General features: G+C 62.6%; 17 protein-coding genes. 10 read left to right on the top strand and 7 right to left on the bottom strand.

What is annotated here, in order from left to right; translation table 11 throughout:
• Positions 1–55: 55 nt before the first annotated feature.
• The gene (locus KR541_RS23585; RefSeq protein WP_160300504.1) at positions 56–220 is read right to left on the bottom strand and encodes a hypothetical protein; all 165 of its coding nucleotides are present in this window, start codon (positions 218–220) and stop codon (positions 56–58) included.
• Between the two features lie 42 nt (positions 221–262).
• The gene (locus tag KR541_RS23580) at positions 263–1195 is read right to left on the bottom strand and encodes a LysR family transcriptional regulator (protein ID WP_050012430.1); all 933 of its coding nucleotides are present in this window, start codon (positions 1193–1195) and stop codon (positions 263–265) included.
• A 140-nt stretch (positions 1196–1335) separates the two neighbouring features.
• Between KR541_RS23580 and KR541_RS23575 the strand changes: the two genes are divergently transcribed.
• The 10 genes from KR541_RS23575 to KR541_RS23530 all read left to right on the top strand — a co-directional run bounded on the left by KR541_RS23575 (position 1336) and on the right by KR541_RS23530 (position 12841).
• A complete protein-coding gene (locus tag KR541_RS23575) occupies positions 1336–2343 on the top strand; it encodes a zinc-binding alcohol dehydrogenase family protein (protein ID WP_216089824.1) in 1008 nt (335 codons plus the stop codon).
• A gap of 61 nt (positions 2344–2404) precedes the next feature.
• Entirely contained in the window at positions 2405–3628 is a 1224-nt protein-coding gene (locus KR541_RS23570; protein ID WP_050012428.1) for an L-dopachrome tautomerase-related protein, read from the top strand.
• 36 nt (positions 3629–3664) lie between these two features.
• Positions 3665–4318 (top strand): oxygen-insensitive NAD(P)H nitroreductase, encoded by a 654-nt coding sequence (nfsB, locus tag KR541_RS23565; protein WP_089489583.1) that lies wholly within the window; start codon positions 3665–3667, stop codon positions 4316–4318.
• A gap of 89 nt (positions 4319–4407) precedes the next feature.
• The gene (locus KR541_RS23560; protein WP_216089823.1) at positions 4408–5331 is read left to right on the top strand and encodes a DMT family transporter; all 924 of its coding nucleotides are present in this window, start codon (positions 4408–4410) and stop codon (positions 5329–5331) included.
• A gap of 28 nt (positions 5332–5359) precedes the next feature.
• Positions 5360–6121 (top strand): glycine betaine ABC transporter substrate-binding protein, encoded by a 762-nt coding sequence (locus tag KR541_RS23555; RefSeq protein WP_050012425.1) that lies wholly within the window; start codon positions 5360–5362, stop codon positions 6119–6121.
• A gap of 295 nt (positions 6122–6416) precedes the next feature.
• A complete protein-coding gene (locus KR541_RS23550) occupies positions 6417–7217 on the top strand; it encodes an SDR family NAD(P)-dependent oxidoreductase (protein WP_050012424.1) in 801 nt (266 codons plus the stop codon).
• Positions 7218–7274: 57 nt separating this feature from the next.
• Entirely contained in the window at positions 7275–8036 is a 762-nt protein-coding gene (locus tag KR541_RS23545) for an SDR family oxidoreductase (RefSeq protein ID WP_050012423.1), read from the top strand.
• 102 nt (positions 8037–8138) lie between these two features.
• A complete protein-coding gene (locus KR541_RS23540) occupies positions 8139–9572 on the top strand; it encodes a catalase (protein WP_050012422.1) in 1434 nt (477 codons plus the stop codon).
• 77 nt (positions 9573–9649) lie between these two features.
• Positions 9650–11014, top strand: a complete 1365-nt coding sequence (locus KR541_RS23535; protein WP_050012421.1) for an FAD-dependent oxidoreductase — start codon at positions 9650–9652, stop codon at positions 11012–11014.
• 498 nt (positions 11015–11512) lie between these two features.
• Positions 11513–12841: an MFS transporter gene (locus KR541_RS23530; RefSeq protein ID WP_050012420.1), complete on the top strand. Its 1329-nt coding sequence runs from the start codon at positions 11513–11515 to the stop codon at positions 12839–12841.
• 92 nt (positions 12842–12933) lie between these two features.
• On the opposite strand, the gene KR541_RS23525 is transcribed toward KR541_RS23530, so the two are convergent.
• The 5 genes from KR541_RS23525 to KR541_RS23505 all read right to left on the bottom strand — a co-directional run bounded on the left by KR541_RS23525 (position 12934) and on the right by KR541_RS23505 (position 21847).
• Positions 12934–13578 carry a response regulator transcription factor gene (locus KR541_RS23525; protein WP_050012419.1) on the bottom strand — a complete coding sequence of 215 codons (645 nt, stop codon included), beginning with the start codon at positions 13576–13578 and terminating at the stop codon, positions 12934–12936.
• Positions 13575–15473 carry a PAS domain-containing sensor histidine kinase gene (locus KR541_RS23520; protein WP_050012418.1) on the bottom strand — a complete coding sequence of 633 codons (1899 nt, stop codon included), beginning with the start codon at positions 15471–15473 and terminating at the stop codon, positions 13575–13577. The genes KR541_RS23525 and KR541_RS23520 overlap by 4 nt, the downstream gene beginning before the upstream one ends.
• A 30-nt stretch (positions 15474–15503) precedes the next feature.
• Positions 15504–15884 carry a response regulator transcription factor gene (locus tag KR541_RS23515; RefSeq protein WP_216089822.1) on the bottom strand — a complete coding sequence of 127 codons (381 nt, stop codon included), beginning with the start codon at positions 15882–15884 and terminating at the stop codon, positions 15504–15506.
• A gap of 160 nt (positions 15885–16044) precedes the next feature.
• Complete coding sequence (locus tag KR541_RS23510) at positions 16045–17079, bottom strand: LysR family transcriptional regulator (protein WP_050012416.1); 1035 nt, start codon at positions 17077–17079, stop codon at positions 16045–16047.
• Positions 17080–17476: 397 nt separating this feature from the next.
• On the bottom strand, positions 17477–21847 hold the full coding sequence (locus KR541_RS23505; protein ID WP_050012415.1) for an NACHT domain-containing antiphage protein HyoA: 4371 nt from the start codon (positions 21845–21847) through the stop codon (positions 17477–17479).
• Between the last annotated feature and the right edge of the window lie 47 nt (positions 21848–21894).

Raw genomic sequence — 21894 nt, 5'->3', positions numbered from 1 at the left:
GACTAGCTCGAATACACGGCGAGACGATTTTCCGGCCCACATCGAAACGGCAAACTCATTGCATGTGCTGCTCGCCGGCCTGCGATCGATTATCGGCAAAGGGATCGGAAACCAGCGTCCGCGAGCCGCAAAGACCGACGCTGACGAAATTTCGGGACGGCATGCCGTCCCGCATTGGAGTGAGAAACCGATGAATACTACGTTGGGTGCCTTTCTGCATTCAGGCGCGCACCGCGGCGGCCGCGCGACGAAGAAGGCCGCGTCATGCCATCGCGTCGCCGACGTAATCGCGCATCGCGGCGATCATCGGCGAAATCTGCTCGCGCAGGTGAGCGTGGAGGTACCTGACCGCCTGCGAAAACTGGCGACGGTGCGGACACACGAGGCTCAGCGGCGCCGCCTCGCCTCGCTGCTCCGGCAGCAAGACCTGCAGCCGTCCCGCCCTGACGTCGTCATGAACGTCGAGCCAGGACTTGTACGCGATTCCCCTGCCCTCGACGGCCCAGCGCCTCGCGATTTCGGCATCGTCGCACAGCAGCACGCCCTTCACCGCGACTTGCCGCCTCACACCGCTGGTCGGAAACGACCAGCGGTCGTAGACGCGTCCGCCGAGCACGAAGGGCAGGCACTCGTGCAAAACCAGTTCGTCGAGCGATGCCGGCGAGCCCCGCCGTTTCAGGTATTCCGGAGCGGCGACGAGCACTCTCCGGTTGCTTTCGGCGAGCGGAAGCGCGACGTAGCTCGCGGCCTCCGGCGCGCCGTAGCGGATGGCCACGTCGACGGGATCGCGAAATACGTCGGTCACGTAATCGGACAACGAAAGCTTCAACACAAGCTTCGGATGCGCATCGCGGAATACGCCGAGCCACGAAAGCAACGCATTGCGTCCGATATCCGACGGCGCGGTGATGCGCAACGTGCCTTGCAGCGCGTGCTTTCCTCCGTGCAACCGCTCGCGCCCCTCATGAATCATGGAAAGCACTTCTTCGGCGTACGGAAGGTACTGCTCGCCTTCCGCCGTGAGTTTCAGGCTTCGGGTGGAACGCGCAAAGAGGCGGGTATCCAGCTCGCGCTCGAGCCTTTGAATCGCGGCGCTCACCTGCCCTGGCAGCAGATCGGCTTCCCTCGCCGCGCGCGAGAAGCTGCCAAGCGCGGCCGACCTGACGAACAGTTGAAGATCCTCGAGCCGAACCATTTTCATTCCTGGAGTGAAAGTCCTCCCTAATGTAACTCGTTTTTTCAGAAGTCGCGGTCGAGCAGTATTTCATCCACGCACAGGCGCCCGATCCCCGACGTACGGCCGGGCGCCACTCGCACACCATCCGGAGTTCATCCATGAAGGCGGTTGTCTACACACAGCACGGCCTGCCCGCCGAGCGCCCCGAGTCGCTCATCGATGCCGACGTCCCCCAACCCGAAGCCGCGCCGCGCGACTTGCTGGTTAAGGTGGATGCGATCGCCGTCAACCCCGTCGATACGAAGGTGCGTATCGGCTCCCCGACCGTGCAACCGCGGATTCTGGGCTGGGATGCGGTCGGAACGGTCGAGGCGATCGGCAGCAACGTTTCCATGTTCGCGCCGGAAGACAAGGTCTTCTTTGCCGGCTCGATTTCCCGGCCCGGTGCGTACGCGCAATACGTTCTCGTCGACGAGCGCATTGCAGGGCGCAAGCCCGCGACCCTCTCCGACGCTCAAGCGGCCGCATTGCCGCTGACGTCGCTGACCGCGTGGGAGCTGCTCTTCGATCGCCTGGGCATTGCCGAGGGCGGAGGCGACGGCGATGCGCTGCTGATCGTCGGTGCAGCCGGCGGCGTGGGCTCCATGCTGACGCAGCTGGCACGTCGGCTGACACGGTTGCGCGTGATCGGGACGGCATCTCGCCCCGAAACGCGCGCATGGGCGCAAGCGCTCGGTGCACATGACGTCATCGACCATACCGAGCCGCTGCTCGAAGGATTGCGCCGCATCGGCGCGCCGCAGGTGCGCTACGTAGCCAGCCTCACGCAGACGGACGTCCATTACCCGCAGCTGGTCGAGGCTCTCGCGCCGCAGGGGCGACTTGCCGTCATCGACGACCCCGACACGCTGGACGCCATGCCGCTCAAGCGAAAGTCGATTTCCCTTCATTGGGAGCTCATGTTCACGCGCTCCCTGTTCGAAACCGATGACATGGTCAGGCAGCACGACATTCTCGAGCGCGTCTCCACGCTGATCGACGACGGCACGTTGCGCACGACCATGGCCGATCACTTCGGAACCATCGAAGCCGAAAACCTGCGACGCGCCCATGCCCTCATCGAGAGCGGCCGCGCACGGGGAAAGGTCGTGCTGGAAGGCTTTTGAAGCGACCCGACCCACCCTTTATCGCCATTCCGTAAAAGCTGGACAAGCCCGGAGAACCAACATGCATTTCCCGCATCAGCACATCACGAGATTCGCTTCCGTCCGACGCACGGCAACCGCGGTGGCGGCCGGCCTGGGTATCACGCTGTTCGCCAGCCCGTTGCTCGCACAACCGTCCGCGCAAGCAGCACCGCCAGCGGTGCAGGCGGCCGACCGCACGATCGGCGCGATGGATACGGTCGCGACCTTTTCCGGGCCGATGCCCACCGGCGTGACGGTTGCCGAAAGCGGCCGGATCTTCGTGAACTTCCCGCGCTGGGGGGACACCGTGCCGTTCACGGTCGGCGAATTGCGCGACGGTCGCGTCGTCGCATATCCAAACGCCGAGATCAACCGTGCCGATGCGGCGCACCCGTCCACGCACTTCCTGAGTGTCCAAAGCGTCGTTGCCGACGGTCACGGTCGGCTCTGGATCCTGGACACCGCCGCGCCCAATTTTTCGGAGCCGGTCGCCGGCGGCGCCAAGCTCGTCGCCGTCGATCTGGAGACGAACCATGTGGTCAAGACGATCGTGTTCCCCGCGAACGTGATGCGCGCCCAGACCTATGTGAACGACATGCGCTTCGATTTTCGCATCGGAAAGGCCGGAGTCGCTTACGTGACCGACTCCTCGCTGTCGGGCATCGGCGGCCTGATCGTGATCGACCTCGACAGCGGAAAGGCGATACGCCGCCTGACCGGCGACGTGTCGACGTCGGCGGATCCTCGCTTCGTCCCGGTCGTCGAAGGTCAGTCGTTGAAAGTCCGCGACCCGAACGGGACCACCAAGCCCTTTTCCGTGGCGTCCGACGGCATCGCGCTCTCCGCGGACGGCCAGACCCTCTACTACTGCCCGCTGTCGAGCCGCCATCTCTACTCGATTCCGACCGCGATGCTGCGCGATCCGTCGATCAGCGACGCGCAACTGGCGGCCGCCGTGAAGGATCTCGGGGAGAAAGGGGCGTCCGACGGTCTTGCCAGCGACGCGAGCGGGAATGTCTATGCCGGCGATTACGAGCACAACTCGATTCGCAAGCTCGAGCCGGGCGGCGAATGGCAGACGATCCTGCACGATCCGCGCGTGCTCTGGCCCGACACGCTGTCGGTCGGCCCGGACGGTTACCTCTACTTCACCGCGAATCAGCTTCACCGCCAACCGGTATTCCACGGCGGCAAGGACGAGCGCCAGAAGCCGTACGCATTGTTCCGCATACGCATCGGCGCAGGTCCCGCACCGACCCGTTAATCCCTTTCGCCATCGCCGACAACCGGAGTCCCGCACATGAATCTCGCCGACGCCATTCATGCCCGCCATACCGTCAAAGCCTTCGAGGGCGGCAAGTCGCTGCCCGCCACGCAGGTCGAAACATTGCTGTCGCTGCTTCACCAGTCGCCGTCCTCGGTGAATTCCCAACCGTGGCACTTCGTGGTGGCCGCGACACCGGAAGGCCGCGCGCGCATCGCGGCCGCCACAACGGGCGCCTATGCGTACAACGAGGCCAAGGTGGTCAATGCATCGCACGTCATCGCGATGTGCATGCGGACTGATATGGACGAAGAACACCTTCAGGCCATTCTGGAGCGCGAATCGGTGGATGGTCGATTCAAGACCGCCGAAATGCGCGCCGCGCAGAACAAGAGCCGCCGCTCGTACGTCGACATGCACAAATACGAGCTGCGCGATACGCCGCAATGGATGGAAAAGCAGGTCTACCTGGCGCTGGGCGGCCTGCTGCTCGGCGCGGCGGTCCTCGGCGTCGATGCAACGCCGATGGAAGGGTTCGACAGCCGCGCGCTCGATGCGAGCCTCGGCCTGCGCGAACAGGGCCTGACGAGCGTTGTCATCGTGTCCCTGGGTTTCCGCAGCGGCGACGACTTCAACGCGGATCTGCCCAAATCGCGGCTGCCGCGCGAACGGATATTCACATTCATCTGATCACCCGAAGCAGGCTTGCCGCCCGCGTGGCAGCGTTCCGAGCTACCGTTTCGCACACGCTCGGCTGCACGACTTCGAGGAGCGTCATCATGTCCGAGTTTGTTCGGATGGACACGCACGGCCGCACCGCGACCGTGCCCTTGTCCAGATATGGCGGTGCGCTGTTATTGGGCGCGGCGATTTTGTTGTGGGGTGCGAACTGGCCGGCGATGAAGCTCGGCCTGGCACACGTCACACCGCTGTGGCTGTCGGCAGCAAGGTTCGCATCCGGGGCGCTGTGCCTGTTCGTCGTGCAAGCTGCGACCGGAACGCTGCGCTTGCCGAAGCGCGCCGACCTTCCGTTTCTCGCCAGCGTCGGCTTGCTTCAGATGTTGGCGTTCACCGCGATGAGCGCCGTCGCGCTGCACCACGTGAGCGCCGGCCGTTCCGCCGTGCTCGCCTATACGACGCCGATCTGGGTGACGCCCGTGTCGGTGCTGGCATTTCGCGAACACCTGTCCGTGCGTAAAGCACTCGGCACGGCGCTTGGCGTGGCCGGGGTCCTGCTGCTTTTCAATCCGCTCGATGTCGACTGGCACGACCGTCAGGCCGTTGTCGCGCACGCCATGCTGCTCGGCGCGTCGCTCTGCTGGGCGGTCTGCATTCTCCATCTCCGGCATTTCCGCAGCGCGTCGAGCGCCTACGTGCTCGCGCCGTGGCAAATGCTTGTTGCCGCCGTACCGCTCACCGTGCTTGCCGGAGTGCTCGAGGGACCCTACACGGGCGACGGCAGCCTCAGCTTGACATCGGCGCTGATCTACATTGGTCCGATCGCGACGGCATTTTGCTTTTGCGCGGTGAATGCCGCCAACACGCGCATGTCGAGTACGAGCATGGCGACGGCGATGTTAGGCGTTCCCGTCGTCGGCCTCATGACGTCGGTCCTCTTTCTTCACGAGCATCTCACGACGGGACTCGCGGCAAGCGTCGTTCTCATCGTGGCCGGCATCGCGCTCTCTATCGCATCACGCTGACCTTGATTGTCTGAACCAGGAGAATGCCATGGTCGATCTCGACCCGACTCAACCCAGACTCACGCTCGTTACCATCGACCTGTCGTTCCATCGCGCGGCCTCCGGCGCCGTGCGGCGGATATTGAACGAGCATGGCGTAACGGTCGACGAAATATTCGCACCGCACGAAGAAGCCTTCCGGATTCTGCGGGAAGGGAAAGCCGACATGCTGAGCAGCGCGTGGCTCCCCAGTAGTCATAGTCTCTACCTCGCTCCGTTCGAGCAGGACGTGCACAAGATCACCGTCCTTTACCGGCCATATGCATTGTGGGGCGTACCCGACTACGTGCCCGAAAGCGCGGTGAGCTCCATCTCCGATCTGAAACGGCCGGATGTGGCGTCGCGGATGGTGAAGCGGATCCAGGGCATCAATCCTGGTGCGGGCATCAGCAGATTTTCCCGCGAAATCGTCGCGCAGTACGGCCTGGCGGACGCAGGGTATCACTTCGAGAACGGCACGCTCGACGATTGTGTACGCGCCTTCGAGGAGGCCGTCTCCGCAAGGCGGTGGGTGGTGGTTCCTCTTTGGACTCCACAGTATCTTCACGAGCAATACACCATCCGCGAACTCAAGGATCCGAAGGGTCTGCTCGGCGGCACGGACGACGCCACGTTGATTGTCAGAAATGCGTCGCTTGACGCGATCCCGTTGGCCGCATTGTCCGAACTGCGCAATCTCAGCCTCGGCAATCGGGAAACGAGCCGTCTGGACCATGTCCTCTCACGCACCGGCTCGCCGCGAACGACTTGAGGCGCCACGGCCGAGCACCGTCGATGACGAACGCGTAGACGACGCGTATCGACCAGAACCGCCGCGAACGTCGACGGCCGTTATGCAGTTCGCGAGAACGAATATTCGGAGTAGGTGAAATGACTTTATGGGCGGAGCGCGTTGATCGACACGTCGCCTCGCCAATAAACTGCATCGCACTACATCGCAATCGCCGAGAAATGGAAGACTGAAACGAGCCGGCTGAGATTACGCAACCGGCTCGGCGTTTCCCGGCATATGTCATTCACTTCGTAACCATTGACGGAACAACATCATGACGCAAGCACACAAAGGCACCGCACTGATCACGGGCGCATCGTCGGGTATCGGTGCGGTCTACGCCGAACGACTCGCACGCCGCGGGTTCGATCTGATTCTCGTTGCACGCAACAAGGATCGGCTCGACGCATTTGCGAAGCGCATTACCGACGACACGCAGCGCGGTGTCGAAGTGATCGCCGCGGATCTCGGCGATTCGCGCGCGCTGGCCGCCATCGAAGCGAAGCTGCGCACGGACGCGAGCATCACGCTGCTCGTGAACAATGCCGGTGTCGGTACGCATAAGCCGCTGCTCGACAGCGACGTCGACGCAATGACGCGCATGATCGATCTCAACGTCACGGCGCTGGCGCGCCTCACCTATGCAGCAGCCCCCGGCTTCGTCGCTCGCGGCCACGGCGCGATTATCAACATCTCGTCCATCGTTGCGATCGGGCCCGAGCTGCTGAACGGCGTGTATGGCGGAAGCAAGGCATTCACGCTGGCCTTCACGCAGTCCCTTCATCACGAACTGGCAGACAAGGGCGTGCAGGTCCAGGCCGTTCTCCCGGGCGCTACGGCGACGGAATTCTGGGAGATTGGCGGGCTCCCGCTGGACAACCTTCCGAAGGAGATCGTCATGTCGGCTTCCGACATGGTCGACGCAGCGCTGACCGGCTTCGACCGTCAGGAACTCGTCACGATTCCATCGCTGCACGCTGGAGAAGAATGGGCCGCATACGACGCCGCCCGCCGCGTCATGATTCCCCATCTCTCGAGCAATACCCCTGCGGCGCGTTACGCCGTCGCGCAATAAGCGCAGCAAGCCTTTTTTCGCAACCACTCCAGTCGTCCATTCAAAGGAACTCCGATCATGAAACTCACCGGAAACACTGTCTTCATCACCGGCGGCACGTCGGGTATCGGCCGCGCTTTCGCAGAAAATCTTCACAAGCGTGGCAACAAGGTCATTGTCGCGGGGCGTCGCAAGGCGTTGCTGGACGAGATCGCTCGGGCCAATCCGGGTATCGACACCGTGGAGCTGGACGTCGGCGACCCCACGCAGATCGAGCGTGTCGCGCGACAGCTGATCGCGGACTATCCGACGCTGAACGTCGTGATCAACAACGCGGGCATCATGCCGTTCGATGACGCCGGCGGTGCGCTGGACGACGCGCAAGCCGTCCGGCTCGTGAACACGAACCTGCTCGGTCCGGTGCGTGTCAGCGCCGCGCTCGTCGAACATCTGAAGGCGCAACCCGAGTCGTTCATCATCAACAACAGCTCCGTACTGGCATTCGTCCCGCTTGCTGCCACGGCGCTCTACTCCGCGACGAAGGCGGCCATTCATTCGTACACGATGTCGCAACGCTTTGCGTTGCGCAATACGAGTGTCCGCGTGCTGGAAATCGCCCCGCCGTGGGTCGACACGGATCTGATCCACAAGAGTGGTGATCCGCGAGCAATGCCGCTGGACGCCTTCATCGCCGAGACGATCCAGCGTCTCGAAACCGCGACGACGGAAGTCGTGGTCGAGATGGCGCAGCCGCTGCGTAACAACGTCGGCCCCGACGAGTATGCGTTCGTCGATCAGTTCAATCAGGCGCTCGTCGAGAACCCCATTCCGGTAGCCTGAGGCGCCGCGAAGAAGGACTCCGGAAGGCGGCCCTGCGACGCCGCCTTCCGCCCCCGCAATTCAATCACTCACCGAACGACAAACGACTTGAGGCTGACAACAATGTCCGACAAGAGCCTGACGACCGCCGCCGGCGCCCCCGTATCCGACAACCAGAACTCGATGACCGCCGGCGCGCGTGGCCCGGTCGTACTGCAGGACATGTGGCTCGTTGAAAAGCTGGCCCATTTCGACCGCGAGGTAATTCCCGAGCGTCGCGTACACGCAAAGGGATCGGGCGCCTTCGGAACGCTGAAGGTCACGCACGACATCTCGCGCTACACGAAAGCCAAGGTCTTCGACCAGGTTGGCAAGGAAACGCCGGTTTTCATGCGATTCTCGACGGTCGCGGGCGAGCGCGGCGCCGCCGACGCGGAGCGCGACGTGCGCGGCTTCTCGATCAAGTTCTACACGGAAGACGGGAACTGGGACGTCGTCGGCAACAACACGCCAGTGTTCTTCGTTCGAGACCCGCTCAAGTTTCCGGATTTCATCCACACGCAAAAGCGCGATCCGCGCACGAACCTGCGCAACAACGTCGCGGCGTGGGATTTCTGGTCGCGCCATCCCGAGTCGCTTCATCAGGTGACGATCGTGATGAGCGATCGCGGCATCCCGAAGAACTACCGGCAAATGCACGGCTTCGGCTCGCACACGTTCTCGTTCGTCAATGCCGCCAACGAACGCTTCTACGTGAAGTTCCATTTCAAGTCCGCGCAGGGCATCGAGAACTATACGGACGCGGAAGCCGCTCGTCTGGTCGGCCAGGATCGCGAATCCGCGCAGCGCGATCTTTACGAGGCGATCGAACACGGGAACTTCCCCAAATGGCATTTCCGCATCCAGGTGATGCCGGAAGCGGACGCATCGAAGGTGCCGTACAACCCGTTCGACATCACCAAAGTCTGGCCGCACAACGATTACCCGCTGATCGACGTCGGGACGATCGAGCTGAACCGGAACCCCGAGAACTATTTCGCGGACGTCGAGCAGGCCGCGTTCACGCCGGCAAACATCGTACCCGGCATCGGGTTTTCGCCGGACCGCCTGCTGCAGGGGCGCCTGTTTTCGTACGGCGACGCGCAGCGCTACCGGCTCGGCATCAATCATCACCAGATCCCCGTCAACGCGCCGCGCTGCCCGTTTCACTCGTTCCATCGCGATGGCGCGATGCGCGTCGACGGCAACCTCGGCAGCACCGTGAACTACGAACCCAGCCGTCAAGGCGACTTCGCCGCGAATCCGGCAGCGGCCGAGCCGCCGGTGCAGGCAGGCACGGTCGACCGTTACGACCATCGCGACGATGACGACTATTACAGCCAGCCCCGCGCGCTGTTCCGCCTGTTCAGCGCCGACCAGAAGGAGCGGCTGTTCGCCAACATCGGGCGGGCGATCAGCGGCGTCCCGCAGGACGTGGTCGACAGAGTGCTCGTCCATCTCGAGCGCATCGATCCGGCGTATGCCGCCGGTGTCCGCACCGCTATCTGGGCAGAGTAAAACCGGCGCGCGCGTCGTGCAAACGGCGCGCGTCGATCTCGCGGATTCGTCTCTCGGATCAATCAAGGAGTAACGTCATGGAAAGCGCGAAGCAATACGAATATCTGTTCCTCGGCGGCGGCAAGGGCGGAAAATCGCTGGCGATGGATCTCGCCCGAAGCGGCAAGCGCGTCGCCATCATCGAACGCGGCATGATCGGCGGATCATGCATCAACGTCGCTTGCATCCCCAGCAAGACGTTGATTCAGAATGCACGCAACATGCATGCGTGGCGAGCGGCATCCGCCGACGCACACCCTTTTGCGGACATGTCGCGCGTGCATGCGAACGTACGCGCCGTCGTCGACGGCATGGTGGATATCAACCGTCGCGCTTTCGAGCAGTCGGGCCTCGATCTCGTGATCGGTTCCGGTCGATTCGTCGCGCCGCGACGCATCCTCGTTCGGGCCGGCGATGGCACCGAACAGCTGTTCGAAGGCGAGAACGTCTATATCAACACGGGCACCGTGGCGGCGGTTCCCGACGTGCCGGGCCTGCGTGATTCGAGCCCGCTCACGCACGTGGAGGCGCTGGACCTCGACGTGTTGCCGAAGAAACTGATCGTGATCGGCGGCGGCTACATCGGCCTGGAGATGGCGCAGGCATTTCGACGCCTCGGCAGCGAAGTCGCACTCATTCACGACGCACCGCGGGTCGCCATGCGCGAGGACGAGGACGTCAGCGTCGAAATCCAGCGCGCGTTCGAGGACGACGGCATCTCCCTGCATCTGTCCGCCCGGATCACCGGCGTCACCGGACGATCCGGTACAGGCGTCAACGTCGTACTCGACGACGGCACGTCGATCGACGGCAGTCATCTGCTCGTCGCGGCAGGCCGGCGGCCAGTCACCGACGAAATCGGCCTGGATCTGGCAGGCGTCGAGCGCGACGCGCGCGGCTTCATCAAGGTCGACGAGGCGCTCGCGACCACCGCGGAACGAACGTGGGCGATCGGCGAGGTCGCGGGTACGCCGATGTTCACGCACGCGTCGTTCGACGACTATCGCGTACTGAAGGCCGGTATCGAAGGGCGTGCAGGCAGCACGGCAGCGCGCATCATTCCGTACGCGTTGTTCACCGATCCGGAACTGGGGCGCATCGGCCTGAACGAAGCGGACGCCAAGGCGCGCAATACGCCCGTCATCGTCGCGAAATTGCCGATGGCGGCCGTACCGAGAGCCCGCACCAACGGAACGACGCGCGGCTTCATGAAGGCACTCGTGGCGCCCGAAACCGGACAGATCCTGGGCTTCACGATGGTCGGCTCCGGGGCGGGCGAAGTGACGTCGGTCGTGCAAATGGCAATGATCGGCAACCTGCCGTACACGTCCGTGCGCGACGCCATCATCGCCCACCCGCTTCTCGCCGAAGGCCTCAATCTGCTCTTTGCCACCATCAAATAAGCGAGTGCCTTTGCCATTTGCCTGGCTTGCCCCACCGAACGCGGGCCAACCCGATGCTCGTGCCGCCACGACGCGCTTTGCGTCGCGGCGGCTTTCGTGCTTCCAATTCAGTCGTCGCCGCCACGATAAAAATGCTGACAGCCGCTCTCCTGCGATCGACACTATCCGGTAAAATCTCCGGACGAGTTCGAATCGCGCAACGCCAGCCCGTCATGTGCCGCACGGGCAGTTCCGCGATCGCGGGCCCTGAGAAAAATATGCCTTCGTCAACACCGGCGTCCCGGTCCGGATGCCCCGAGTGAACGATGGGCAAAGTCGCCGTTCTTCCACCTCATCCAGCATTGCCTGCGCCTCGTTACCGACGCGAACGAAGTGCGGGCACGGCCGTGCGTCGTGGAGTGGATACATGAATTGCTGCTGGCATCCGATATCGACGCTCACTGGCGTCGATGTCGACACATTTGTGCGGCCTTGCTCGCCGAGCAACGGGGGAACCTCTTGGATCTGAACGCGACGCGCGCATCCGGTCATCCGGTCGATAGCAACGACCCGAACGACGAAGCGCGGGAAAATCGTATTTCGCGGCATCTCGCGCTGCGAATCCTGCCCATTTTCATGTTTGCGTATGTTGCCGCCTACGTCGATCGCATCAACGTCAGCTTCGCGAAACTCCAGATGGGGGTCGACCTGGGTTTCACCGACGCAGTGTTCGGATTCGGCGCGGGTACGTTCGCGCTCGGCTACGTGGTGTTCGAGGTTCCGAGCAACATGATCTTGCAGCGGGTGGGCGCCAAGCGATGGCTCACGCGCATCATCCTGTCCTGGGCGATTGTCTCGGCATTGACGACTTTCATCGCGACGCCCAAGCAGTTCTATGTGATGCGCTATCTGCTCGGGATTGCGGAAGCCGGGCTCGTCCCCGGCATCGTGTATTACATCTCCCAGTCGTTCCCGCGATACCATCGCGTGAGGGTGCTGTCGACCTTCTACGCGGCGCTACCGCTGTCCGGCCTGATCGGATCGCCGCTGAGCGGCTTCATCATGGAATATTTCGACGGAATCGGCGGGCTTTCCGGCTGGAAATGGATGCTGATGGTCGAGGCGCTGCCGGCGTTCGTCGCGGCGCTTCTGTGCTGGAAGTATCTCGAGGACGACGTCACCCAGAGCCGCCACGAGACCGAGGCCGATCGCGCCTATCTCGCCCGCACCCTCGCCGAAGATCGCGCGCTCGCCGCATCGGCCAACAACAGCGCGATGTTCGGCAGCTGGATCTTCTGGGTATTCGGGCTGATCTACTTCCTCGATGTCGTCGGCATTTACGGCTACACGCTGTGGGCGCCCACGATGATTAAGTCGCTCGGCGTGGGTCGGGATTTCTTCATCGGATTGATTGCAGCGCTGCCCAATGCGGTCGCGATGGTCGTGATGATCATGACCGGACAAAGTGCGGATCGCAGCCGCGAGCGGCGCCTGCATACAGCCGCACTGTTCCTGCTGGCCGCGTTGGGCCTGACGCTCGCCCTCGTCTGGCACGGCAATCTGTGGCTTACCGTCATGGCGCTGTGCATCGCCAATGCGGGGTTGCTGTCGCTGCCGCCCGTGTTCTGGGGCATGCCGACGGCGGTGCTCGGCCCGAGCAACGCCGCCAGCGGCATCGCGTGGATCAGCGCGATCGGCAACATCGGCGGCTTTTTCGGCCCTTATATGGTCGGCGTTCTCAAACAGTCATCCGGAGGCTTTGCGCTTCCCGTTTCGTGCATGATCGCGTGCCTGCTGCTGGGCCTGTGCCTGACGCTGTCGTTGCCGAAACACATCGTCAACAGATAGGGCCGCGCCGGGATGGACGCCGCGGGGCGGCCATCGGCGTCGGCAGTTGCGCCGACGCAGCGCGCCGTCCATGCGCGTCGCGACCGACGCCGCTAGTCCGCGTTGGGATCCAGCCCCAGCGACTGCGCGCCCAGCACGAACTCGGGCAAGGTTCGCGCGCCCATCTTCCGCATTGCGTGGCCGCGATGGATCTTCACGGTGATTTCGCTGAGTCCGAGCTCCGCGGCGATCTGCTTGTTCAGGAGGCCGCTCACGACGTATTTCATCACTTCGCGCTCGCGCGGCGTCAGCGTCTGGTAGCGGCGGCGCACGTCGGCAACGCGGCTCTCCGACTTGCGCCTTTTCTCGTCCTTCAGTAACGCATTCTGGACGACGTCCAGCATGTCCTGGTCGCGAAAGGGCTTGGAAAGGAAATCCAGCGCCCCGTTTTTCATCGCCTTCACCGACATCTCGACATCGCCATGAGCTGTGATGAAGATGATCGGCAACTGCACGTCGCCAGCGACGATCTGCTCCTGCAATGCCAGCCCGCTCTGTCCTTTGAGCCGAACGTCGAGAATCAGGCAACTCGGCACATCGGGCTTGTCGAAATCAAGGAACGCCTGCGCGGAGCCGAAGAGCTCCACACCCAGGCCGACCGATCGAAACAGCCGGCCGAGCGCTGTTCGCATGGAATCGTCATCGTCGACGACGTACACGACGGAGTGTGTTGCGATGAGATCGGGACCCTGGCTCATGGCTGAGTGATTCCTTCAAGCGGTAGAACGAACTGCATCAATGCCCCCTTGTTTTCCTGCGACTCGGCCCAGATGCGGCCGCCATGCCCCTCGACGATGGAACGGCAAATCGAGAGCCCCATGCCCATGCCCTCCTTCTTGGTGGTGAAGAAAGGCGTAAACAACGAATTGACGTCTTCGCTGCGAATGCCGGGGCCGGAATCCTCCACGCGCACCTGCACGTTTGCGCCGTCGACGAGCGCGGTCGACACGGTCAGGATGCGCTTGCCGTCAGCGACACCGCTCATCGCCTGGACGGCATTCATCAGCAGGTTGATGATGACTTGCTGCAACTGCACGCGATCCCCGCGGACCCAAAGAGACGGTTCACCGGCCCGCGCGACCTCGACGCCGTGACTCTGCAGCTCCCGACGCATGAGATCGACGGATTGCTCGACGATGGACGTCACGTCGACGAGCGCGTCGTCCCGGTCTCTTCGCTTGGCCATCGCCCGAATCTGCCGAATGATGTCCGTCGCCCGTCTCGCGTCGTCGGTGATCTGTTCGAAGGAATCGCGCACCTCGACGAGATCCGGCACGTCGTGGTCGAGCCAGCGCAACCCCGCCTCGCCGGACGTGACGATCGCCGCCAGCGGCTGAGTGACCTCATGCGCGATCGAAGCCGCCAGCTCCCCCAGCATCGTGACGCGCGTGACATGCGCCAGTTCCGAGCGCGATCGCTCGAGCGCCTGCTCGGCCTGCCGCCGCTCCTCGATGTCCGTGTTGACGCCGTACCAGCGCAGGATCCGGCCGTCTTCACCGCGCAATGGCGCGGCACCGACGATCATGCAACGATACTCGCCGCTGCCGAGCTGGACGCGCGCGGTGACCTCGAACGGGCTGCCGGAAGAAATCGCATCGTGCCACGCTGCGCGCAGCGTCTCGATGTCGTCGGGATGAACGATATCGCGCCATACATCCGTGCCGTCAATGGTCCGCACGCCGTAATCCGTCCAGCGCCGATTGAGATACAGCAGGCGCCCGTCTTCGTCCGTGCTCCACACCATCGCGGGAATCGCGTCGACGGTGGCCACGAGTTCCTCTTTCTGGCGGCGCAGCTCGGCTTCCAGCGATTTCGCCTGCGTGATGTCGCTATCGGTGGACAGGATCGCGATCGGCAGGCCCGACTTGTCACGTGACACGATCCACCGACTCGAAATCACGACGCGTTCGCCGTTCTTGCGAATGCGCGTCAGCTCGCCCTGCCAGTTGCCGTCCGCCACCGTCTTCTCGATCAGCTCCGCAATCGGCAATGCGGCGCCGGTGTGCGTCAACTCGTGGAACGCTTTGCCGAACGCTTCCGGTGCGCCCCATCCGTACAGGCGCTCCGCGCCCTTGCTCCAGAAGCGGATACGCCCGTCGAGCCCGTACACCACGATCGCATCGTGAGTCAGGTTGAGCAAGTCGACCTGGTTCTGCAGCGTCGCCCGGCTGCTCTGATTGCGCAATGCCAAAGCAGAGACGGTCACGATCGCAATGACGCTGACGATACAGCGCGCGAGAGAACTGACTGCGATCTGATCGCTCTGGGCGAGAAGGAATCCGAGGACCGTCAGGGATACGCAGGCCCACGCCACACCGACGGTGACCGTTTGAGACGCGACCGACGCGACCAGCAGGACCACGACGACATACAGCACGGCGACGGCGACGTCGACGGGCGCAAATGCGTCGACGAGGAATACCGCGAGGCCGAGCGCAATCGCTACCGCGTACACCGCGGGCTGACTGTTCCGGAGCTGCGTCTGGAGATTGGGCCCGAGCGCCGACGCACGCGCCGCCGCGAGTTCGGCCGGCGCTATGACCGGATCCAGGTATGCGCCGCGGCCATCGCCCGCCTGGCGATCGTTGTTCATAAAGTCACTCGGTAAAGACGGATTTCCGGATCACGTCCGATTGCGCTCCGAGCCGATATCCTCGAGGCGCTGCTTGATCTGCGCCGGATCCACCGGTTTGCTGAATACGCAGATCGCGCCAAGCTTCATCGCTTGCTCGCGGGCGGCTTCGGATGGAAAAGCTGTGATGAAGATCACGGGTGGGGCCGGCCCGCGCTCGAGAAGCGCCTCATACATCTCCAGCCCGGTGATGCCCTTCATCTGGACGTCCGAAATGATACACGCGACGTCCATGATCAGGTCGGCGTCAAGGAATTCCTCGCCGGACTCATAGACCCTGACTTCCCAGCCGAGCGAGCGAACGAGGCTTCGCGTGGCTCTGCGGATGGACCGGTCATCATCGACGATGGAAACAATACCTTGGTTGGGCATACGAGCGGTCCTTGACCTTCCATTCAGTAACAATTTCGAGAACGCGAACATTTCAGGTCGACGGCTCGACCGAATCGTATGCTGCCGGCATGCGGCGCGCAAACTATACTTCGGTTTAAGTATGGCCTCGGCGAGCATGCTCGCGCGCTGCCGGCACCGGCTACGCGGTCGGGGCCGCCGCCCCAAGGCGCTGCAAACCCGTCGGAATGAACGGCGCCTCCTTGCGGCCGTCGGCGACGCTCCAGTACGGTGCCGCGTCGCGCCCGCCGCCGATCGCGGGAGCGCTGTCGAAACTTGCGATCTCCAGATCGCGGAGCTGGGCCTGAATCCAGTCGATGAACGCCCGAATCGACATGGGCACCTGCCGCCGGTCCGGATACAGAACGGAAATCGGCAGCGGCGGCGGAGCATATTCGTCAAGGATGACGACGAGCGTTCCTTCGGCGAGTTCGTCCGCCACCATGCGCTCGCTCACCTGGGCGATGCCGACGCCCTCCACTGCATAGCGAACGGCGGAACGGACGTCATTGACGCAAATGCGCTCCGCCAGCCTGAGCCGCGATTCCGCGCCATCGACGGTGTAGCGGAATTCCCGGGCCGGGCCGAAGCGCCGCGGGGTGTAATGGATGACGTCGTGACAATGCAGGCTGTCGGGGTCGGCCGGCGTGCCGCGAACGCGCAGATAGTCCGGGCTCGCGACGGTCACCACGTGAAAATTCCCGACGCGCCGGCTGCGCAGCGACGAATCGGCAAGCTGCCCGACGACGACTGCGCAGTCCACGCCGTTCGCGATCAGGCCGTCCGCATCCCCACCTACGTCCACGCGCAGGCCCACTTCCGGGTAAGTTGCGTGAAACGCCGGCACGAACGGCAAAACCGAATGTGCGACTTCCTGGTCGACGTCCACGGCCAACCGACCGCGCGCGATCTTCCCCGCGCCGCTGAGTTGCTGCTGCATGTGCTCGATCTCGCCGAGAATGCGCTGGCAGTGCTCCTGATACTGCGCGCCCTCGGTGGTCAGCCGAACACAGCGGGTCGAGCGCTGAAGCAACGTCACGCCGAGATGCTCCTCCAGTCTCCGGACCAGCGTGCTGGCCGACGCCGCGCTGATACCGAGCATCTCGGCCGCTGCAGTGAAACTGCCCAGTCGGGCGACGTGACTAAACACTGACATCGCGTGCAGGGTACGGTCCATGCTGTTCTCCGGAAATCGTTGCGGTAGAAGGATTAACCAGAAGTCTAGAGAACAGTCGGCCCCGGCAATATCACCTCGTGGGAGCTTAATCCTTATACGATGGTGTTACGAGGCGCACGGCTGGCGCAGCGCGATGAAATCGTGGCCCGCTTGGGATTCCCGGGCCAAATGAAACAGGTCGGCGGCTCGGGTTCCGGCGATGCTACTGCCGCGCGGCCGGAGCCACGCGTTTTGCGACAGCGGAGTTTGAGCAGCCGATCGTGCCATGGTGATAAGGTTCCTTTTTATCTCATTATCATGCTGTTCGGCGATGTCTGCGAACAGCCACGCAGCGACACCGGGTGGCCTTCTCGAGCCGGCCAAAAGGCCCTTTTGCGAACCGACGCACGCTTCTCAGTTAGTCTCTACCCGACCGCTTAGGTACCGACTTGGAAGGTTTGACGGGCCGAGCGCAGGTAGAGACATCGACGACGCAGATTTCGGGATGCGGGCCCGCTGCCGATTCGCTTCGGATACGTACGGCCAAAGTGAGCAGCCGCTGTACCACCCCCTCAAAATTCAAGTAGGTGCCGTCGGGCAGTTCCCAGCCCTTTGGCCGCGGCTTCTGATGCACCACGAGAAGGATGCCTTCGCGGCCATTTTGCGCGCGCAGATATTGCCCGCATAGCTGGCTGACCAGCGCTTCCTCAAGCTGCTGCATCGTCCAACTCTCCGCGACCTTGATTTCAGTGGCCACATTGGCGTCGCTGGCCTTCGCTCTGAAACGCAGGTCTGGTTCCTTCTCATCTGCTACGCGCACTTCGCGCTCGATCGAATAGGCGGTTCCCTGCATTTGTCTTAACCGATCCGCCATCCAGTTCTGCACAGCGGCTTCGTCAGGCTGTGCACTCAAGGTCGTGCCCTGCTGGAAATCGCCATGGACAAGATCGTGTTGCAAGTCTTCTAAGCGCTGCATCGCCATACGCTGCAGTTCGTGGCCAGTCACTGGCTGCCTCTCAAACTGCTGCTCAAAGCGGAGCGGCTCATCCGCACGCCAGGCTGTCTGCTCCGCGTCATTGGCAGCCCGTTCTCGCGCTAGTGCGAGCAGACGTGATCGAGCCACCGGGAAATTGGGTTCATCCATCAAGCGAAGGATAGCGGCATAGGTGGCATGTCCCGGTGTGCTGACCAAAGCTGTGAATGCCGCTGAACGTGCATCTTGCGCATCGTCGCGTTCGTCTGGCGAAAACACGCCATTGTTCGTGCGGTCACGATCCTCTTCCACTCGCACTATGCGATACGCGAGCATGACCAGACGCTCTAGGGTTGCTACATCGAGATGCGCGTCCGGCGGTGCCGACCGCGACCAGCGCGAACCGAATATCTGGGGCAATACACGCTCGACGAGCGCTGTCTTCTGAGCCTCGCCCAGCAGATCGAGCTTTGCCATCAATGTGTCCGTCGCACCTTGCACGTCGATCGCATATGCGGCCCCCAAGTATTGCGCACTGACTTGCGGGTCCGTTGAAGACTGGAACCTGTCAAGCACCAATGTGTAGAACGCCCGCTTTGTGTCTGCTGGCAAGCCGCGCTTGAGGATGAACAGAACTGGACGCAGCGCAACACAATTCAGATCAGATCGAGCCTGCAGTTCGCGCCACAGGGAGGGAGCCATCAGGCGAGTCAGGCTTTCATCGCTGCGGCTGATGGCCTCCACGATTTGATAATGTCCTGGTGGCGTGGGGTCGTCCAGGTTGCTTGTCGCCTCTTGCGCGAACACCTTCTCTACCGCGGCAGGCCAGACTGCAGCTAGCGCTGTGGTCCAATCGGGAAAACCGTTGAGTTCCAGCGTCGCGTATTCAGCGGCACGAATTGCTTGCTGCTCGGTCAGATGCAGCGCCCAATCTGCCCGTGCCGCCGCTTCAATCGAAACCCCGGCGATGCCCAGACAATCAATCGAGCTGATCAGGTTGCGTTCGCCGGGCGGACGCGCACTATGCAGTGTCGGTTTCCAGGCTCGCCAAATCTCGGCAAGCCCGGCGGTAAACGCTGCCGCGACTTCCTCTCCGGCCAGTTCTTTAATGGGCGCGACGCTGTCGATCGCGTAGCGCGAATTGCTGCTGGTGGCCTCACTAAGCAACTGCCAAAGGCTATAAATCCGGTTGTCAACGCCCTTCGGTGTGATGGGGTGCAGGTGATGCAGCTGCGCCGGATTTGCCTGCAGATCCGCGATGAAGTCGACCCACGACTGCTCCTGCTCAACCTGTCTGTGCTCGCTTTCCAGAATAGCCTCTGCCAACTCTTCTTCGCTCTTGATTTCTTCCGCCGACTTGATGCGTGGAGTCATCCATTCGATATAAGCTGCTTGCATTTCCGTGTCCGTTGCGGCGACGCCAGCAATGCGTGCCTTCAACGCCTCTGGCTCGCCAGCCGTGAGCCAGAGATTGAGCGCAGTGTTGATAGCCAGTTGCCGCTCAGTAGCGAGCGGCCGAGATGCACCGTCGGTCAAAAGCCAATCGATGTCGTCGAGCACCAGCCCAGGCGGCCAGCCAAGAAACTTCATTTGGAAAGAGTAGAGCAACGGGCGTCCCGACAGATTTTTGTGGTTGCCCAGTCGGTCGGCAGCTCGCCAGAAGACGGCACGACGGCGCTCCGGCGTACGATGCAACAGTTCGACCGCATCGGCCGCCTTGTTGATTTGCCGCTGCGTCATGTCCAGATGCCCATCACCGATACACAGCACTGCGTCGATCGCTGCGGTTGGCGATACATTGGATGGTGACAAATCCAGTAGACGCTGTGCTGCCACGCCGAGCGCCGTAGCGTACTGCTCATGCCTTGGCGATCTTTCGCCAATACCTACTTCCGGCTCCGCTTCTAGCTGTTGCAAGAGCCCTTCAATCAATCGAGTCAGGTCAGCCGCGCTCGTCAGCCGCTCGACGAGCTTTGCCCCGTCCCAATCGAATCTGAAGCCACCGCCCTCGGCGTCACCCAGGTGAATGACCGCCAGGATCGCCAGCAGGTCATCGACACCGAGCAGTCGCGGGAACAAGTCCTCGACGGCTTCCCGGACGACTGTTGGCGAGATTGATGCACACTGCATCTTGATGTATTCGGCATAGTCTCTGTGTGCGGCTTCACCACCAGCAGCAAGAAGAGCGCGACCGGCGGTGATGGCTGTGTAGAGATCTTGGTATCGGCCGAACGACGCGGCGACCGCCAGATCAACACAATCTTTGATCTTGCCCAACCAAATCAAGCGCAACACGAAGCGTCGAATTTCGTCGTGTTCCTTGTCCGCCGCCCAGATGCCGCGCAGCGTCGTCGCGATATCCGGCTGAGCAAATCGCGCAAGGCTACTCAGATCTAGGTGTGGCACTTCTTCCTCCCGGCGCATCCGCTCCACCAGCGCCGTGAGCAATGTTTGCCGTGTTTCAAGAGAAAGGCTTGCCGGGTCTCCTGCGGTGAACAGCAGAAAGGGCGCGCGACGCACAACCTCCCTGGCGACGCTTTCGTCCCAGAGAGCAAGCCAAGCCGCCGTTTCCAACATCGAAGGCTTGACCAACTCGACTTCGTAGGTCCGTGAAAAAAGCAGATCATGCAGTCGGCGTTGCGGGAGGTTTGCACGCCGCAACCGCTGCAGCCAACGTGCCGCAAGATAGGCGCGCACCACGCCTTCGTTGTCGTTGTGCAATCTGGCGCGGCCGAAAGTCGCTGGGTCGAATGCCGGCCTCGTGAGCAGTTTCATCCGATCTTCGCTAGACCAGTCCGGAAGCACGTCGTCGATCTTGGCTACGCTTCCTTCGGTTTCGAGCCGGGTATCGTTATCCGGTATTGCGACGGTCGTCTGCCGTCCAAACACGAGGGCTGCACCGATCCGTTCTAGGCCCTGTTTAGCGCGCTCGGTGTCAAGGCTATCCCGGCGACCGCGTTCCGGGTCTGTTTCCTGGAGTCGTTCACGCAGGCCCACTTCCGTCATCACGGTGAAGCTGCCAAGGTGCCCGTGGCTGTCCCAGTAGCTCACGATCCAGTCTAGGTCTAGCGGCCGGCACGCGAATCCCCATAGGCTCGCAGCCTCGATAGCGTCCATTAGCCCTTCGAGGTTCGGGGCGTTTTTGGCTGCGGCATAAGTCCGTACCTGCTCGGTATCGAGCTGGGCCATCACCACGATGAGAGGCGTTTCAGCCGGCGTCGGTTCTGGGCGTTTTTCGCGGCGGAGGACGCGGCGGACCAGCGTTCCGAGCGGGGGAAGAGGATCGGCGGGGTTGTCGTGGGGCAGTGGCAGTTCGTCGTTCAGCCGCTGCGCATCGCGCGCGAATTCCCAATCAGTGTGCCGTCCGGACAGAACGATGTGGGCGCGGCTCTCTCCACCGGCAATCCCTTCAGCAATTTGTCGCAGCGCTCTTTCCAGGCGGATATTGTCGAGTTTCGCCTCATCAATGGAGTCAATGAAAAACCATCCCGGTTCATTGCTGTTGCGCCAATCATTTAACCGTTGCCGGTCGGCAGGCCGCAAAGCCTTATCGAGCCCGTCGCGACCAACATCTTGAACAGTCGCGTAGACAGCAAATCTGCCTGCAGCCGTCTGCTGGCGTGCTTGCTCGGACAGTTCCACGGTCTTGCCACTACCTGCCTCAGCTAGGATAACGACGCGGCGCTTAGCAATAAGCTCGGACCAACCCAGCAAGCCATTCGACAAGCCAGCCGCGGCCCGAAACCGTGAACGGGCGAGCGGATCTGTATTTTCTCGCCATTCATAAAACTGGCGATTCAGCGGGATGGCGGTCATTGGTATAGGTGCGCAGCGGCAGTAGGTCTCTGTTGAGGGCGATTGGC

It is taken from the genome of Burkholderia sola (genome assembly GCF_905400185.1).
GTDB classification, from domain to species: domain Bacteria; phylum Pseudomonadota; class Gammaproteobacteria; order Burkholderiales; family Burkholderiaceae; genus Burkholderia; species Burkholderia sola.
Note: the sequence above shows the minus strand (reverse complement) of the source record. Positions and strands in the feature narration are given on the sequence as shown.

What these genes read in the sequence shown, in the direction of transcription:
- KR541_RS23585 (WP_160300504.1), bottom strand. Translation starts at nt 220, where the DNA reads ATGCAGAAAGGCACCCAACGTAGTATTCATCGGTTTCTCACTCCAATG.
- KR541_RS23580 (WP_050012430.1), bottom strand. Translation starts at nt 1,195, where the DNA reads ATGGTTCGGCTCGAGGATCTTCAACTGTTCGTCAGGTCGGCCGCGCTT.
- KR541_RS23575 (WP_216089824.1), top strand. Translation starts at nt 1,336, where the DNA reads ATGAAGGCGGTTGTCTACACACAGCACGGCCTGCCCGCCGAGCGCCCC.
- KR541_RS23570 (WP_050012428.1), top strand. Translation starts at nt 2,405, where the DNA reads ATGCATTTCCCGCATCAGCACATCACGAGATTCGCTTCCGTCCGACGC.
- nfsB (WP_089489583.1), top strand. Translation starts at nt 3,665, where the DNA reads ATGAATCTCGCCGACGCCATTCATGCCCGCCATACCGTCAAAGCCTTC.
- KR541_RS23560 (WP_216089823.1), top strand. Translation starts at nt 4,408, where the DNA reads ATGTCCGAGTTTGTTCGGATGGACACGCACGGCCGCACCGCGACCGTG.
- KR541_RS23555 (WP_050012425.1), top strand. Translation starts at nt 5,360, where the DNA reads ATGGTCGATCTCGACCCGACTCAACCCAGACTCACGCTCGTTACCATC.
- KR541_RS23550 (WP_050012424.1), top strand. Translation starts at nt 6,417, where the DNA reads ATGACGCAAGCACACAAAGGCACCGCACTGATCACGGGCGCATCGTCG.
- KR541_RS23545 (WP_050012423.1), top strand. Translation starts at nt 7,275, where the DNA reads ATGAAACTCACCGGAAACACTGTCTTCATCACCGGCGGCACGTCGGGT.
- KR541_RS23540 (WP_050012422.1), top strand. Translation starts at nt 8,139, where the DNA reads ATGTCCGACAAGAGCCTGACGACCGCCGCCGGCGCCCCCGTATCCGAC.
- KR541_RS23535 (WP_050012421.1), top strand. Translation starts at nt 9,650, where the DNA reads ATGGAAAGCGCGAAGCAATACGAATATCTGTTCCTCGGCGGCGGCAAG.
- KR541_RS23525 (WP_050012419.1), bottom strand. Translation starts at nt 13,578, where the DNA reads ATGAGCCAGGGTCCCGATCTCATCGCAACACACTCCGTCGTGTACGTC.
- KR541_RS23520 (WP_050012418.1), bottom strand. Translation starts at nt 15,473, where the DNA reads ATGAACAACGATCGCCAGGCGGGCGATGGCCGCGGCGCATACCTGGAT.
- KR541_RS23515 (WP_216089822.1), bottom strand. Translation starts at nt 15,884, where the DNA reads ATGCCCAACCAAGGTATTGTTTCCATCGTCGATGATGACCGGTCCATC.
- KR541_RS23510 (WP_050012416.1), bottom strand. Translation starts at nt 17,079, where the DNA reads ATGGACCGTACCCTGCACGCGATGTCAGTGTTTAGTCACGTCGCCCGA.
- KR541_RS23505 (WP_050012415.1), bottom strand. Translation starts at nt 21,847, where the DNA reads ATGACCGCCATCCCGCTGAATCGCCAGTTTTATGAATGGCGAGAAAAT.